This window comes from Pseudomonas sp. AC532, from assembly GCF_979258965.1.
Genome location: NZ_OZ409888.1, coordinates 591,345 through 605,609 on the forward strand (window position 1 = coordinate 591,345; position 14,265 = coordinate 605,609).

Below are 14,265 nucleotides of genomic sequence, written 5' to 3' on the forward strand. Positions count from 1 at the left end.
GCGTGCACCGCTGATCGCCCGGCGAACCGACCGCTGCCGGGCGGTTCGGCAACTCATCAAAAACAACAACAAAACCGGCTGCCTTCGGGCGGTCAAGTGAGGCCCTATGTCCACGCAAAAGCCAGGTCTGGAAAAGACCGTGGTGCGCAAGGTTACCCTGCGCATCATTCCCTTCGTGTTCCTGCTCTACGTCGTCTCCTACCTCGACCGCGCCAACATCGGCTACGCGGCCCTGCAGATGAACGCTGAACTGGCGCTGTCCGCAGAAGCCTTCGGCTTCATCTCCGGCATTTTCTTCATCGGCTACTTTCTCTTCGAAGTGCCCAGCAACGTGCTGCTCAATCGCTACGGCGCACGGGTGTGGATCGCCCGCATCCTGCTTACCTGGGGGCTGATCGCTGCCGCCACCGCCTTTGCCCAGACCGCTACGCACCTGTACGTACTGCGGTTTCTGCTCGGCGTCGCCGAAGCGGGATTCTTTCCCGGCATCATCGTCTACCTGACCTATTGGTTCCGCTCCAGAGAGCTGGCCACCACCGTCGCGCTGTTCACGGCGGCAATTCCGGTTTCCTACATCATCGGTGCGCCACTGAGCACCTGGATCATGGACAACATCCACTGGTTCGGCTGGAGTGGCTGGCGCTGGATGCTGTTTCTGGAAGGCATCCCGGCGGTGGTGCTGGGGGTGGTCTGCTTCTTCTACCTGACCGACAAACCGGAACAGGCGAACTGGCTGAAAGACGAGGAGCGCCAGTGGCTGCTCGATGAACTGGAGCGCGACCGCCAGTCGCGAAAAAACGTCAAACACTTCGGCGTGGTCAAGGCCATGACCAACCCCAAGGTCCTGTACCTGTCCTTCATCTACTTCGTTTACCAGTGCGGCAGCCTGGGCGTCGGCTACTGGATGCCGCAGATCATCAAGGGCTTCTCGGCGTCACTGAGCCATACGCAGATCGGCCTGATCGCCATGGTGCCGTACCTCTTCGCCACCATCATGATGATTGGCTGGTCGCGCAGTTCCGACCGTCATGGCGAACGCAAACTGCACTCCGCCATTCCCCTGGCCGTGGCCACGGCGGCGATGGTCGGCGCCGGGCTGGTGAGCGAGCCGGTACTGTCCATCGCGATGATCAGTCTGGCACTCGCCGGCCTCTACAGCTTCAAGTCGCCGTTCTGGGCGTTGCCGACCCTGTTCCTGAGCCGTTCTACCGCTGCGGTGTCCATTGCGGTGATCAACTCGATCGGCAACCTCGGCGGCTTCGTCGGCCCTTTCATGATCGGCATGATCAAGGGCGCCACCAACAGCGCCTCCATGGGCCTGCTGTTTCTCAGCGCGCTGCTGGCGATCGCCTTCGTGATGACCTTGCTGATGCGCATCACTGACGGCAACGACACCGAGCACGACCTGCCGGCACCTTTGGAAACCCCTTCCTGAGTCCAGAGGGCCGGGCCTCAAAGCCGACGTAAAACACCACACTGCCACCCGCTGCCGGTACCGCTGGCTGGCGGGTGGCGCACGTCGACCACGGACGCCACTTTCATTGATCAAGCGTTCTCCTTTAGAGAATGCTTCGTTGCCCAATAGCCAATTCAAATGGCCGCTGCGCCGCTCTAGGATGAAGGCTCGGAAGATTTCAGAAAACAATAAGAGACAGACACCCATGCACCGCACCCAGCGCTTCGGCTCCCGTTGCCGACCAGTCCCGACGCCAACGGCCAGGCGGATCCCGCTATCGGCTGACTAGCGTTGCTTACCGGCCGCCAACGGCGCCAGCCCTGCCTGGCATTCGACGTAAACGGCAGCTGAGCACTTTTGCACACCCACAATCTCACGCACCTGACATACACAGGAGGACTGCACATGTCCAAACGGATCGCGTTCGTCACCGGCGGAATGGGCGGCATCGGCTCAGCCGTTTGCCAGCGGCTTCACAAGGACGGTTTCGTGGTAGTGGCCGGCTGCGGCCCCGACTCACCGATCAAGGACGAATGGCTGAAGAAGAACAAGAAACTTGGCTTCGACTTTATCGCCTGTGAAGGCAACGTGGCCGACTGGAACTCCACGGTAGAGGCCTTCGACAAGGTACGCAGGGACGTCGGCCCCATCGACGTGCTGGTCAACAATGCGGGCACTGCCTGCAACGTGGTGTTCAGCGAAATGACCGCCACCGACTGGCAGACCGTCATCGACACCAACCTCAATTCGCTGTTCAACGTGACCAGGCAGGTGGTCGACGGCATGGTGTCGCGCCGCTGGGGACGAATCATCAACATCTCGACGGTGAACGCTCAACTCGGCCACGTCGGCCAGGTCAATTACGCCACCGCCAAGTCATCCATCCGCGGCTTTACTCGCGCCCTGGCCCGCGAAGTGGCGTACCGCGGCGTCACCGTGAACACGGTTTCACCTGGCTACATCGGCACGGAACGCCTCAAGTCGATCACCCACACGCAACTGATGGACCGGATCGTCGAGGACATTCCCATGAAGCGCCTCGGCAAACCGGAAGAAGTCGCGGCGATGTGCGCCTGGCTGGCATCGGACGAATCCTCGTTCGCCACCGGCGCCGACTTTGCCATCAACGGCGGCCTGCACATGACGTGACGCCTGCGCGTCACGTTTCCATTGCCCTACAAGAATAATACTGATCAGGAGATAGCAATGCTGTCGTTCTTCGGCTACGGCATGATCGTGGTTTTCATGACATTGATCATGACCAAGCGCCTCGCGCCCCTGGTGGCCATGACCATCATCCCCATCGTCTTCGCCATGATGGCGGGATTCACCGGTGACATGGGCACCATGATGATCGAGGGCCTGCGCAAGGTGGCACCCACGGCCGTCATGGTCATGTTCGCCATCCTGTATTTCGGCATGATGTTCGACACCGGGCTGTTCGACCCGATCATCAGAACCTTCATCCGCCTCATCAAGGGCGACCCGGCAAAAGCCGTGGTGTTCGCCACCCTGCTCGCCGGCATGGTGTCGCTCGACGGTGATGGGTCCACCACCTACATGATCACCCTCACGGCGATGCTGCCGTTGTTTCGACGGCTGGGGCTCAACCCGCTGATTCTGCCCTGCGTGGTGATACTGGCCGCCAGCGTGACCAACCTGCTGCCCTGGGGTGGCCCGCTCGCCCGTGCCGCTGCGGCGCTGCAGGTGGAAACCACCGACCTGTTCCTGCCGCTGATTCCCTCGATGCTGATCAGTTTTGGCGGTGTCGTGTTGCTGGCCTTCTACCTCGGCATGCAGGAACGCCGTCGCCTGGGCACGCTGAAGATGCCTGGAAATGGCAGTGGTCGCTACGCCCAGGGTACCGACGAGGATATGTCCGACCTGCTCACCCTCAGCGCTGAAAATGCAGAGCTGCGCCGGCCGAAGATGTTCTGGCTGAACGCCGTGCTCACCCTGACGCTGATGACCTGCCTGGTGATCGAGCTGCTGCCCTTGCCGATCCTGTTCATGCTGGCCTTCTCGATCGCCCTGGTGATCAACTACCCGGGCATCGACGACCAGCGTCGGCGCATCGCCGCCCATGCGCCTACCGCCCTGAACCAGATCGCCATCTTCCTGGCAGCCGGCATATTCGCGGGTATTCTCTCGGGCACCGGCATGGTCAAGGCGATGTCCGACACGCTGCTCTGGGCGCTGCCGGAAAGCTGGGGGGCGTACCTGGCACCGATCACCGCGCTGCTGAGCATTCCCGGCACCTTCTTCATGTCCAACGACGCCTTCTACTACGGCGTACTGCCGGTGCTCGCCCAGGCCGCCGAGGTCTATGGCATCTCCGCCGCGGAAATTGGCCGCGCCTCCATGGTCGGCCAGCCAGTGCACCTGCTCAGCCCCCTGGTAGCGTCCACCTACCTGCTGGTCGGGTTGGCGGGCGTGGAGTTCAGCGACCATCAGAAATACACCTTCAAGTGGTCGCTGGCGCTGTCGCTGCTGATCATGCTGTCGTCGATGCTGCTCGGCCTGTTCCCGCTGTATTCGGTAGCCGGATAGAGCGCGGGCCTCAAGACCAGGACCGCAGCGCCGCTGCGGTCCTTCCTGCAAGGATTCAGTGCGCTATCCGTACCGCTCGCGAAGCGACCCACCACGTCTATCCCACCAGCAACACCCGTGATGCCAGGCCGACGCCATGTCCGCGCGACCTGCCCCTGGCGACGGATCACTCAACCGCATGCACACTCGCCCAAGCATGGCTGGCACGACGTCATCCATGAGGTGACGCGGGACTGGCGAGGCACTACGATCAGCCATGATCGTCAGCATCGCCCCGGAAGACTGACCCTACTCCCCCACGAAGACCGCCGAATGAACCGTAACGAATTACGCCGCGCCGACCTGGGCATGCTGATCGCCTTTGAAATGCTGATGCAGGAACGCAGCGTCACCCGGGCTGCCGAACGGCTGTTTCTCGGCCAGCCGGCGGTAAGCGCGGCACTGAACCGCCTGCGCGATCTCTTCGGTGACCCCTTGTTCATCAGGGTCCGCTACCGCATGGAGCCCACCGCGACGGCGCTGCGCATCTACGAGCTGCTGTCGCCGGCGCTCGATGGGCTGTCGTCGGCGCTGAGCATCACCCACGACTTCAACCCAGCTACCAGCGAGTACACCTTCCGGCTCGGGCTGCAGGATGACGTGGAATACAGTTTGCTGCCCACGCTGCTGACCCACATCAGGCAGGTCGCGCCCAGGGTCAAGGTGGTGGTCAAACCCACCAACCTGCTCACCGTGTCGGAACAATTGACCAGCGGGCAGATCACCACCGCCGTCTGCGTGGCCCGTGACCTGCCGGCCAACGCGGTGTGCAAGTGCATTCGCGCGATTACCCCGACGCTGATCCGCGGCGATGGCATCGATGAGTCGCCCTCGGTCGACGAGTATTGCCGGCGGCCTCATATCGTGGTTTCCCATGCAGGTGAGACCAATGGCTATGCGGACCAGTGGCTGGCGAAAATCGGCAAGCAGCGCGACGTGGTGCTGGCGGTTTCCCAGTTCAATACCCTGCCCGCGCTGATTGCCAACACCGACCTGCTTTCCAACCTGCCCGATTACCTGGCTGACGCCTTGAAAACGGACAGCCGGTTGAGCTGCGTGCCCATGCCGTTCCCGGTACCGACGCTGGACTTGTCGATGATCTGGCTGAGCACCTTCACCGATGACCCGGCCGAGCGCTGGCTGAGGGCGCAGGTGGAAACGTTTTTCGGGCAACCGCCAGTGGCCCAGCCGAGCGCCGAATAGCTGACTGCAGCGTTAATTGTGCCGGCACCCAACCGGTTGCGACGCCGCCGAAAAAATATCTGTAGAAGAGCTGTACAGGTTTTCCCGAGAGTGACGATACAAAGGCAAGGCGCCATGGATCTGGCCCTCCACGCCCACCCAGAGACCCCGCCCATGCTGCGAATCTTCCGCCCCCGCAACGAACGCCACGTACTGCAACAGTTGCTGAACAGCCTCAACACCGGTGCTACCGCGCTGCCAGAAGGCTGCGCTGCAGAGCCTGCCGTCAACGAGGCGTGGCGAACCCTGCAAACGCGCGATCAGAATCGGCAAGCGCGGGTCGACGAGCTCGAGTCGCAACTCCAGGCGGCCCGGCAACAACTCGCCGAGGCGGCCTCGACAGCCGCCACTGCGGAGATCCGTTTCGACCTGGTCAACAGGGCTTCGAGCGAAGGCCTCTGGGACATGGAGGTGATCGCCGGCGACCCGATCAACCCCAGGAATCGCTTCTGGTGGTCGCAACAGTTTCGCAGCCTCCTGGGTTTCCACAACGAGAAAGACTTCCCCAACGTGCTCGCCAGCTGGGCTGATCGTCTGCACCCGCAGGACAAGCAAGACACGCTCGATGCCTTCGCTCGCCACCTGAACGACAAGACCGGCATGACTCCCTACCGGGTGAAGAACCGGCTGATGATGAAGGACGGCAGCTACCGCTGGTTCAATGCCCAGGGCGAGACGCTACGCGATTCCAGGGGCGTGCCGTTGCGGGTGGCCGGTTCCCTGCGCGATATCCACGATGAACTGGAGCGCAACGCCGAACACGAGGTGATGCTCACCCGTTTCGAGCTCGCCCGGGAAATGCTCTCTGACGGCCTGTGGGACATGGAAGTGATCGCCGGAGACCCGATCAACCCGCGCAACCCCTTCTGGTGGTCGCCGCAGTTCCGGCGCCTGCTGGGGTTCGAAACGGTTGAGGAGTTTCCCGATGTACTGGAAAGCTGGGCCTCTCGCCTGCACCCTGACGACAAGGAGCGCAGCCTGGCCGCGTTTGGCGCGCACCTGACCGATCGCACCGGCAAGACACCCTTCGATATCGAATATCGCCTGAAGATGAAAAGCGGTGAATACCGCTGGTTCCGCGCCCGCGGGCAAACCCGCCGCGACCGCCACGGCATACCGCAGCGCGTGGTCGGCGCGCTGGTCGACATCAACCTTCAGCACGAGCAGGAAGCCAGGCGCGAGCAGGAAGCCGAACATCAACGCACGCTGGAAGAAAACGTCGCCAAGCTGACCCAGATCGTGAGCACGATCCAGAGCATCGCCAGTCAGACCAACCTGCTGGCCCTCAACGCGGCCATCGAAGCGGCACGCGCCGGTGAAGCGGGCCGCGGGTTCGCGGTGGTGGCTGACGAGGTGAGAAAGCTGGCCACACGCACCACCGAGGCCACCCTGCAGGCAACCAGCATGATCGGCAAATAAGCCGTGCGGCAGTGAATAAAGGCAGCTGGGCACGACCAAACAGCAGCACGTGGAAGGTGGTGCCTGACAGCAAGCACCACCTTTACCCATGAATCAGGCCGCTCAAACCACGCCTTGATGGTGCGCCACCGCCATGTTGCTACGCCGCGATACCATCGAGCTTGGCCAGCCACTGCGGGGTGAGCGTCAGCTCGACAGCGGAGATGTTTTCGTGAAGGTGGGCAACCGAAGACGTGCCGGGTATCAACAGCAGGTTCGGTGAGCGCTGTAGCAGCCATGCCAGCGCGACTCGCAGTGGCGACGCACCGGCTGCCTTGGCGACCTCCGAAAGGGTGTCCGACTGCAGTGGGTTGAAGCCACCCAGCGGGAAGAACGGCACGTAAGCGATGCCCTGCTGCGCCAGTTCCGCGATCAGCGCCTCATCGTCTCGGTGCGCCAGGTTGTAGTGGTTCTGCACACAGGTCACCTTGGCGATGCCCTGGGCCTGCCTGACCTGCTGCGCGGTGACGTTGCTGACGCCCAGGTGACGGATCAGCCCCTGCTGCTGCAATTCGGCCAGTGCCGTGAAGGCCTCTTCGATCGACCCCTCGCACGGTGCCCCCTGTGTGCCCCAGACCCTGAGGTTCACCACGTCCAGCACGTCGACGGCCAGGCTGCGCAAGTTGTCATGAACGCTGCTGACCAGCTCCTGCGGGCTGAGCGCGGGGTTCCAGGAACCATCGGTTCCGCGCGAGACGCCCACCTTGGTGGCGATGACCAACTGTTCGGCATACGGGTGCAACGCCTCACGTATCAGTTCGTTGGTAACGTGGGGGCCGTAGAAGTCGGCCGTATCGATGTGGTTGACGCCCGCCTCCAACGCTGCACGAAGCACCGCGACAGCTGCCTCGGGATCCTTGGGTGGGCCGTACACATGGGGCCCTGCCAGCTGCATGGCACCGTAGCCCATGCGGCTGACCGCCTGATCGCCGAGCATGAACGTACCCGCTTTCTCGATGTTACTCATATCGTTTGCCTCGAAGATTGATGGGACAGGTGTTGCGACTATAGAGATTGACGATGCTGCTGATAATCAGGCCCAATCGGCACGGGCTGTACGGGAAACAGAACAATGGCACTGGACATTCAAGACCTGCTGGCCTTCGTCACCGTGGTCAAAGCCAAGGGCTTTCGAGACGGCGCGCGGGCCAGCGGCAAATCGGCGTCGAGCCTCAGCGATGCGGTGAAGCGGTTGGAAGGACGCCTCGGCGTACGCCTGCTCAACCGCACCACGCGCAGCGTGATGCCCACCGAAGCGGGCGTCAGGCTGATGGAACGCGTGGTTCCCGCACTCGGTGAAGTCGAGTCGGCGCTCGATGGCATGAACGACTTTCGCGACAGGCCCTCAGGCACGCTGCGCCTCAACGTACCGCTCAGTGCCGCTCGCGTGGTGCTGCCCTCGATCATTACCCCTTTCCTGCAGAAATACCCGGACATCCGGCTCGAGGTCATCGCCGAAGAAAGCTTCGTGGATGTGCTGGCGGCAGGGTGCGACGCGGGGATTCGTTATGACGACCGCCTCGAGCAGGACATGATCGCCGTGCCCATCGGCCCGCGCGTACAGCGCTGCGCAACGGTTGCCTCACCGGCCTACCTGGCCGCCAGGGGCACACCGCAGCACCCTCGCGACCTGCTCGATCACGCCTGCCTGCGCGGAAAATTCCCCAGCGGATCGATGCCCACCTGGGATTACCAACGCGATGATGAAATCATCTGCGTGGATCCCTCCGGCCCTCTGGTGTTCCGCCTTGGTGGTGCGATCGAAATGGCCGTACAGGCCGCCATCGACGGCCTGGGCATCATTTATCTGTTCGAAGAATGGCTGCGTCCACATACCGATAGCGGTGCACTGGTGCCCATTCTGCAGCCCTGGTGGCAGGAGTTTTCGGGCCCCTACCTCTATTACCCGGGCCGCCGGCATCTGCCTTCGCCACTGAAGGCGCTGATCGACTTCATCAGGCAAGACTCGCCCGCGGCCCGTTAACGGTCTGGCACCTGATCGGGAAGGTAAAGCCGTAGAGCCCTCCCCGGCCGAAACGCCTGGCTACCCGCTCAGCTCAGCTCAGCTCAGCTCAGCTCATCCAGGGTGAGGACGATTTTTCCTCGCGCATGCCCGGATGTCAGTCGCGCCCATGCGTCGGCGAAGGCACTCAGCGGCAGTTCGCGGTCGATCACCACCGTGACGTCCTGCTCGACGATAGCCGTGACCAGCTCGCCAAGTCGATCCGCGTAGGCCGCCGCATAGAAGATACTCGCCGAGACCCCGAACGACTGCGCCAGCGCGGCGTCAGGTGGCATGGCGGTCGACACCAACCGGCCGCCGCTGCGAAGCACGTCGTAAGAGCGCAGTTGGGTATCGCCGCCCACCAGATCGAGCACCACGTCGACATCGCTGACGAGCGCCGTGAAATCTTCGTTCTTGTAGTCCACCACCTGGTCGGCGCCGAGACGCTTCGCAAGTTCGAGACCGTCCCCCGAGGCGGTGGCAATCACTTTTGCCCCGGCACGCTTGGCGAACTGCACGGCAAATGTCCCCACGCCGCCGGCAGCGGCATGGATCAGTACCGTTTCCCCCGCTTTGAGCACTGCCGCAGAAAACAAGGCATGCCATGCGGTGGTCGCCGCGATGGGAATGGCCGCGCCTTGGGCGGCCGAAAGCTGTGCTGGCAAGGCTACGCAGGCACTGGCGGACACCGCCGCGAACTGGCCAAGACCGCCGCAGACACCAGCATCCGTCCAGGCAATGACCCGGTCACCGGCGCGCCAGCCCTGCACGGCGGAGCCGACCTCCACGACCGTACCCGCGAAGTCGGTGCCCAGGGTGATCGGCAGGGTAATGTCGAAGAACTGGGCGGCCAGGCCCGACACCACCAAGGCATCGAGCGGGTTCAGCGCCGCAGCGTCGACGCGCAATAGAACCTGGTCCGCAGCAATCTCGGGCAGGGGAATGTTTTCGACGGCGGGCGTCTGTTTGTAGGCATGGATACGGACAGCTTTCATGGTCGACTCTCTTGGGGGGTACGGGAAGAAAGTGCCAACTCCGCGGGGGAGTCGACAGGTTGCGCAGCGAGCACGGTCGCCATGACCGAGGCCTGCCAATCGAAATACGGGTTGAATGTCAGGCGTGCGTGTACCTTGCCTGCCTCGCGGTAGCCCCAATCCGAATACCAGGATTGCGCGCCCTGCTCACAGGCTTGCGTGGCGTCGGGCAGTTGCCCGTTCTGGCAAAGGCGTAGACTGCCGTGTTCGCCGTACAGCGGGTTGCCAGGCGAGAACAGCAGCCCCATGTGGGAAAACTGGCTGATGCGCAGCGACGGCAGGTGGTCGTCACGCACCAGGACCCGCCGGCGGTCGAACAGCTCGATCGGCTCCTGCCCATACCAGACCAGCCGACTGGCCGGATGGGTGAAGCGATGCTGGAATTTTTCGAGCAGGTAGCGGGTGTCCAGAACCGAGTCGTGTTGCGCCACCACCATCAGCACTGGCTTGTCGTAGAAACGCTCGCCGAGCAGTTGCTGCGCGGTATGGCTGCTGCGATAGAACTGCGCGAAGCCGTTGGTGGGCGTATTGAGGTAGCGAACGACGTTCTGCATCGGGCGCTGTTCATCGCGCGCGATCAGCCAGGGCCGGAAGTACGAGGCCATCGGCGCGAGCCAGTCCAGCTGGCTGGATGATCGAAAACCCGGCGAGAACAGCAGCAGCCCGGCGATCTCGGGGTTGGCATAGGCATACTCGAGCGCCAGGTTTGCGCCCGTGGAAAAGCCGCCCAGGTACACCGTCTCGACATCACGCTGGAGAAGTTGTGCCTGCTCGCTGACCACCTCGCGCCACTGCGCGATGTCGACGTCCAGCAGATCCTCCGGGCGGGTGCCATGGCCGGGCAGAAGCACGGTGCGCACCACGAAGCCTTGAGCAGCGAGTACCGGAGCCAGGTCATTGAACGACCATGGAGAGTCACCGAGGCCGTGTATCAGCAGGATTCCTTTGCTGGGCAGCCCGGCCGTCGCGGGCTGCCACTCCCTGGGTGAGTTCCACTCCACTTCGGCCTGGTGGTCGGCGGTTTGAAACTCGCGTTTGAGCTGCAACTGCTCCACGGTGGCGCGCCGATAGCTGTCGAAATCCGTCGCGGCGCTGGCCTGCTCCTGGGGCAATACACAGGCGCCAAGCAGCATGGCGACGCTCACTGTCAGCCAGATGCGCAGTAGCCGCGCGGGCGCACGCACGGCCTTATTGCCCCGCACTACCAGGCCTGGGCACCGGCTGGCGCGAAGCGGCGCCGTACAGCAGGGTATGCACGGCGCTGGATACCACTTCGTCTACAGCCTCGGCAGACAGGTCATCACCGAGCAGCCCGACGATCGCGCGCAGTTTCAGATCGCTTGAAATCATGCTGACGAACTGGACCGCCAGCACCTTGGCGGGAATCTCGGTGGTGAGCTTGCGGTTCGCCGACTGCTGGTGAGTGGCGATCCAGCTGGCCAGGATGCCGATCACTTTCTCGTAGCTGGCGGCCAGCATGGCTTGCGCTATGGCCGGGAAGCGCTTGCCCTCGGTGGTGAGCAGCCGGTGCACGGCCAGCGTACGTGGCGAAAGCGCGGTTTTCACCAGTTCGCGGCCGAACTCCGGAAGCACATCGGCGGGATCGAGACCCTCGATATTGAGGTTCTCCAGGGGTTTGGCCATCTCTGCGCAGACGTGCATCATCGCCGCCTCGAACAGCCCTTCCTTGCCGCCAAAATGGCTGTACACGTTGCGTCGCGAGCCGCCGGCCCTGGCAATCAGCTCATCGACAGCCACGGCGTCAAAGCCTTTGTCCAGAAACATCTGTGCGGCGATCACGACCAGATCGTTGACCCGTTGCGCGCCTTTGACGGTGCGATGGGCGCCGCTTTTCTCAACCAGACTGACAGCCATGAAGCCGCTCCTCGTGCATTTGGTACGGTACGGTATCATACCTTTTACACCGTAAAAGCGATTTCACTGCCTCGGACATGGATGGAAACAGATCTCGGGGCAGGTACTGGCGGGCTGATAACAGCGCCTTTTCCAGTCTGCCCTCGGCGTCAGCCGGCGCCCGTTACCGGCAGTTGCGCCAGAGCACGCTGGGTGACCGCTTCCACATAAGAAGGATCGTCCTGGATGCGCGCCATCAGAATCGCCCCCTCGTAATCGGCCACCAATTGCCGGGCCAGAGCCCTGGCGACGGGCTCCGGGTGATCGTCCTTGTAGAGCTCGAAGAACGCGGCGGCCCAGTCGTCCATGAACGCCCGGATCGGCTCGATGAGCGCCGGTTTGGTGTAGGCGACATCGATGGCCACCACACCCATCAGGCAACCCACGCCATCGCTCAGAAACAGCCGTGAAGCCTTGCGCCCCATCCGCTCCAGCTTCTCGCGCGGCGCCAGTGCAACCTCATGGGCGATCACGAACAACGACAGCGCCAGTTGCTCGTGAGTCCATGCCAGCACATCGCGCAACAGGGCGTCCTTGCTCGGATAGTGGTGATAGAAGGATGCCTTGGTCAGCCCGCACGCCACCGACAACGCGTCCATCGTCGCGCCGTTATAGCCAAGCCGCTTGAAGGTCGCGGCGCAGCGTTGCAGCAATTCGTCACGGGGTATTTTAAGCGGGCGCACTGGGCCGTCCTGTCTCACAATAAGGCCCGGTGATTCTAGGCCATAAGCCACCACCGCTCAATTTGACGGTTACCGAACGATTGGTTAGTTTTGCGGCGCGCGGTTGTGATTGCGGGCCGCCGCACTCGATACCCTCTCGTTCAGGAGCACCTTCATGACTGAAACAAACGCTGGGCGTGGACGCGTTACCCGGGAAATTCGCGGCTCGACCCTGCTCATCGGCCTCGACCGCGCCGGTAAACGCAATGCGTTCGACAGTGCGATGCTGACCGACCTGGCGTTGGCCCTGGGTGAGTACGAGCAGGACCCGCAACTGCGCTGCGCCGTGCTGTTCGCACATGGCGAACACTTCACTGCCGGCCTGGATTTGATGGAAATCGCCCCCAAGCTCGGCGCCAGCGGGTTCGCCTATGCGCCGGGCAGCATCGACCCGTGGGGCGTGAGCCAGCCGCGGCGCAGCAAACCGATGGTGGTGGCCGTGCGCGGTATTTGCTGGACGGCCGGTATCGAGCTGATCCTCAATGCAGACATCGCCATCGCCGCCCGTGACACGCGCTTCGCGCACCTCGAGGTGCTGCGCGGTATCGCGCCCTCGGGTGGCTCCACGGTGCGCTTCACCCGCGCAGCGGGCTGGACCGACGCCATGCGCTACCTGCTCACCGGTGACGAGTTCGACGCCGCCGAAGCCCTGCGCATGCGCATCGTCACCGAGGTCGTCGAGCCGGGCCAGGAACTGGAGCGCGCTATCGAGTACGCGCAGCGCATCGGCAAGGCGGCGCCACTGGGCGTCAGGGCTACCCTGCAGTCGGCATTTCAGGCCTGCGACCACGGCGACGAAGTGGCGCTTGCGGCGCTCAACGAACGCCTCGCCACGCTGCTCAAGAGCCAGGACGTTCGCGAGGGCGTCATGGCGATGATGCAGAAACGCGACCCGGTCTTCGAAGGCAAATGAACAGCTCACCCACCCGTGCGAGAACAGGCGACGAGATTCCCGCTCAGTCCCGTATCGTCGAGTCGATAAGCCTTGCGGCAACCGACGGCTACCCGCTGGCCGCGACCCGTTACCGCGCCAGAGGCGTATGCCGCGGCAACCTGATCATGGCCGGCGCCACCGGCGTGCGTCAGCAGTTCTACCGGCGCTTCGCCGAGCATGCCAGTGACCAGGGCTTCACGGTGCTGACCCTCGACTACCGGGGGGTCGGCGGCTCGCGGCCGGCATCGCTGAAAGGCTTCGAGATGTCCTATCTGGATTGGGGTTTCCTCGATCTGGCGGCAGCAGTCGAGCTCATGGCCGACGACGGCCTACCGCTTTTCTGGATGGGCCACTCGTTCGGCGGGCACGGCCTGGGGTTGCTGCCCAATCACCAGAAGATCACCGCTGCCTACTGTTTTGGCACCGGCGCCGGGTGGGCGGGCTGGATGCCCAGATCAGAAGCGCTCAAGGTGCGCTTGCTGTGGACCTTCGTCCTGCCGCCCATCGTCGCCTGCAAGGGTTACATGGCCTGGAGCCTGCTCGGCATGGGCGACGACCTGCCGCTGGGGGTCTACAGAGACTGGCGACACTGGTGCGCCTTCCCTCACTATTTCTTCGACGACCCGGCCATGCAGTGGTTGGCCCAACGCTATGCCGAGGTGCGCACGCCGTGCGTGTTCGCCAACGCGACCGATGATGCCTGGGCCCCGCCGGCCTCGCGTGATGCCTTCATAACCGGCTATCGCAACGCTCGCTATCGCACGCAAGACCTGCGCCCGGCCGCTCGGGGCAGCATTGGCCACATGGGTTACTTCCGCGCGCACGCATCGACCTATTGGGATGACGCGCTGCACTGGTTCATGTCATACAACGATCACGCAGTGCTCGAACGAGCCTAGCGCCAGCGCAGT

Annotated in this window: 12 protein-coding genes and 2 pseudogenes; 9 read left to right on the forward strand and 5 right to left on the reverse strand. The window is 63.2% G+C overall.

Going from position 1 to position 14,265, the window contains the following annotated elements:
• Positions 1-106 precede the first annotated feature (106 nt).
• The 6 genes and pseudogenes from ACZ0AV_RS02840 to ACZ0AV_RS02865 all read left to right on the forward strand — a co-directional run.
• A complete protein-coding gene (locus tag ACZ0AV_RS02840) occupies positions 107-1,435 on the forward strand; it encodes an MFS transporter (RefSeq protein WP_499149635.1) in 1,329 nt (442 codons plus the stop codon).
• A gap of 426 nt (positions 1,436-1,861) precedes the next feature.
• Positions 1,862-2,605: an acetoacetyl-CoA reductase gene (gene phbB, locus ACZ0AV_RS02845; protein ID WP_499149636.1), complete on the forward strand. Its 744-nt coding sequence runs from the start codon at positions 1,862-1,864 to the stop codon at positions 2,603-2,605.
• A 57-nt stretch (positions 2,606-2,662) separates the two neighbouring features.
• Positions 2,663-4,006: a CitMHS family transporter gene (locus tag ACZ0AV_RS02850; protein WP_499149637.1), complete on the forward strand. Its 1,344-nt coding sequence runs from the start codon at positions 2,663-2,665 to the stop codon at positions 4,004-4,006.
• A 312-nt stretch (positions 4,007-4,318) separates the two neighbouring features.
• Positions 4,319-5,248, forward strand: coding sequence for a LysR substrate-binding domain-containing protein (locus ACZ0AV_RS02855; protein ID WP_499149638.1), 930 nt, complete (start codon positions 4,319-4,321; stop codon positions 5,246-5,248).
• Between the two features lie 444 nt (positions 5,249-5,692).
• A pseudogene (locus tag ACZ0AV_RS02860) lies at positions 5,693-6,376 on the forward strand (PAS domain-containing protein); the annotation flags it as partial.
• Between the two features lie 117 nt (positions 6,377-6,493).
• Positions 6,494-6,676: pseudogene (locus ACZ0AV_RS02865) on the forward strand (methyl-accepting chemotaxis protein); the annotation flags it as partial.
• A 169-nt stretch (positions 6,677-6,845) separates the two neighbouring features.
• Here ACZ0AV_RS02865 and ACZ0AV_RS02870 read toward each other — a convergent pair.
• Positions 6,846-7,712: an aldo/keto reductase family oxidoreductase gene (locus ACZ0AV_RS02870; RefSeq protein ID WP_499149639.1), complete on the reverse strand. Its 867-nt coding sequence runs from the start codon at positions 7,710-7,712 to the stop codon at positions 6,846-6,848.
• A 105-nt stretch (positions 7,713-7,817) separates the two neighbouring features.
• On the opposite strand from ACZ0AV_RS02870, the gene ACZ0AV_RS02875 reads away from it, so the two are divergent.
• On the forward strand, positions 7,818-8,729 hold the full coding sequence (locus ACZ0AV_RS02875; RefSeq protein ID WP_499149640.1) for a LysR family transcriptional regulator: 912 nt from the start codon (positions 7,818-7,820) through the stop codon (positions 8,727-8,729).
• Between the two features lie 83 nt (positions 8,730-8,812).
• Here ACZ0AV_RS02875 and ACZ0AV_RS02880 read toward each other — a convergent pair whose 3' ends face one another.
• From ACZ0AV_RS02880 to ACZ0AV_RS02895, 4 genes are all read right to left on the reverse strand, one after another.
• A complete protein-coding gene (locus tag ACZ0AV_RS02880; RefSeq protein WP_499149641.1) occupies positions 8,813-9,745 on the reverse strand; it encodes an NADP-dependent oxidoreductase in 933 nt (310 codons plus the stop codon).
• Positions 9,742-10,917: an alpha/beta hydrolase gene (locus tag ACZ0AV_RS02885; RefSeq protein ID WP_499153275.1), complete on the reverse strand. Its 1,176-nt coding sequence runs from the start codon at positions 10,915-10,917 to the stop codon at positions 9,742-9,744. The genes ACZ0AV_RS02880 and ACZ0AV_RS02885 overlap by 4 nt, the downstream gene beginning before the upstream one ends.
• A 55-nt stretch (positions 10,918-10,972) precedes the next feature.
• Positions 10,973-11,659 (reverse strand): TetR/AcrR family transcriptional regulator, encoded by a 687-nt coding sequence (locus ACZ0AV_RS02890; protein ID WP_499149642.1) that lies wholly within the window; start codon positions 11,657-11,659, stop codon positions 10,973-10,975.
• A 149-nt stretch (positions 11,660-11,808) separates the two neighbouring features.
• Entirely contained in the window at positions 11,809-12,381 is a 573-nt protein-coding gene (locus ACZ0AV_RS02895) for a TetR/AcrR family transcriptional regulator (RefSeq protein ID WP_499149643.1), read from the reverse strand.
• Between the two features lie 154 nt (positions 12,382-12,535).
• Here ACZ0AV_RS02895 and ACZ0AV_RS02900 point away from each other — a divergent pair, with 154 nt between their 5' ends.
• Both ACZ0AV_RS02900 and ACZ0AV_RS02905 read left to right on the forward strand, forming a co-directional pair.
• Entirely contained in the window at positions 12,536-13,333 is a 798-nt protein-coding gene (locus tag ACZ0AV_RS02900) for a crotonase/enoyl-CoA hydratase family protein (RefSeq protein WP_499149644.1), read from the forward strand.
• Positions 13,330-14,253 (forward strand): alpha/beta hydrolase family protein, encoded by a 924-nt coding sequence (locus ACZ0AV_RS02905; RefSeq protein WP_499149645.1) that lies wholly within the window; start codon positions 13,330-13,332, stop codon positions 14,251-14,253. Before ACZ0AV_RS02900 ends, ACZ0AV_RS02905 begins: the two co-directional genes overlap by 4 nt.
• The last annotated feature ends 12 nt before the right edge of the window (positions 14,254-14,265 follow it).

Excerpts from the sequence above, each read along its gene's own strand:
- ACZ0AV_RS02840 (WP_499149635.1), top strand. The coding sequence starts at position 107 with ATGTCCACGCAAAAGCCAGGTCTGGAAAAGACCGTGGTGCGCAAGGTT.
- phbB (WP_499149636.1), top strand. The coding sequence starts at position 1,862 with ATGTCCAAACGGATCGCGTTCGTCACCGGCGGAATGGGCGGCATCGGC.
- ACZ0AV_RS02850 (WP_499149637.1), top strand. The coding sequence starts at position 2,663 with ATGCTGTCGTTCTTCGGCTACGGCATGATCGTGGTTTTCATGACATTG.
- ACZ0AV_RS02855 (WP_499149638.1), top strand. The coding sequence starts at position 4,319 with ATGAACCGTAACGAATTACGCCGCGCCGACCTGGGCATGCTGATCGCC.
- ACZ0AV_RS02870 (WP_499149639.1), bottom strand. The coding sequence starts at position 7,712 with ATGAGTAACATCGAGAAAGCGGGTACGTTCATGCTCGGCGATCAGGCG.
- ACZ0AV_RS02875 (WP_499149640.1), top strand. The coding sequence starts at position 7,818 with ATGGCACTGGACATTCAAGACCTGCTGGCCTTCGTCACCGTGGTCAAA.
- ACZ0AV_RS02880 (WP_499149641.1), bottom strand. The coding sequence starts at position 9,745 with ATGAAAGCTGTCCGTATCCATGCCTACAAACAGACGCCCGCCGTCGAA.
- ACZ0AV_RS02885 (WP_499153275.1), bottom strand. The coding sequence starts at position 10,917 with ATGCTGCTTGGCGCCTGTGTATTGCCCCAGGAGCAGGCCAGCGCCGCG.
- ACZ0AV_RS02890 (WP_499149642.1), bottom strand. The coding sequence starts at position 11,659 with ATGGCTGTCAGTCTGGTTGAGAAAAGCGGCGCCCATCGCACCGTCAAA.
- ACZ0AV_RS02900 (WP_499149644.1), top strand. The coding sequence starts at position 12,536 with ATGACTGAAACAAACGCTGGGCGTGGACGCGTTACCCGGGAAATTCGC.
- ACZ0AV_RS02905 (WP_499149645.1), top strand. The coding sequence starts at position 13,330 with ATGAACAGCTCACCCACCCGTGCGAGAACAGGCGACGAGATTCCCGCT.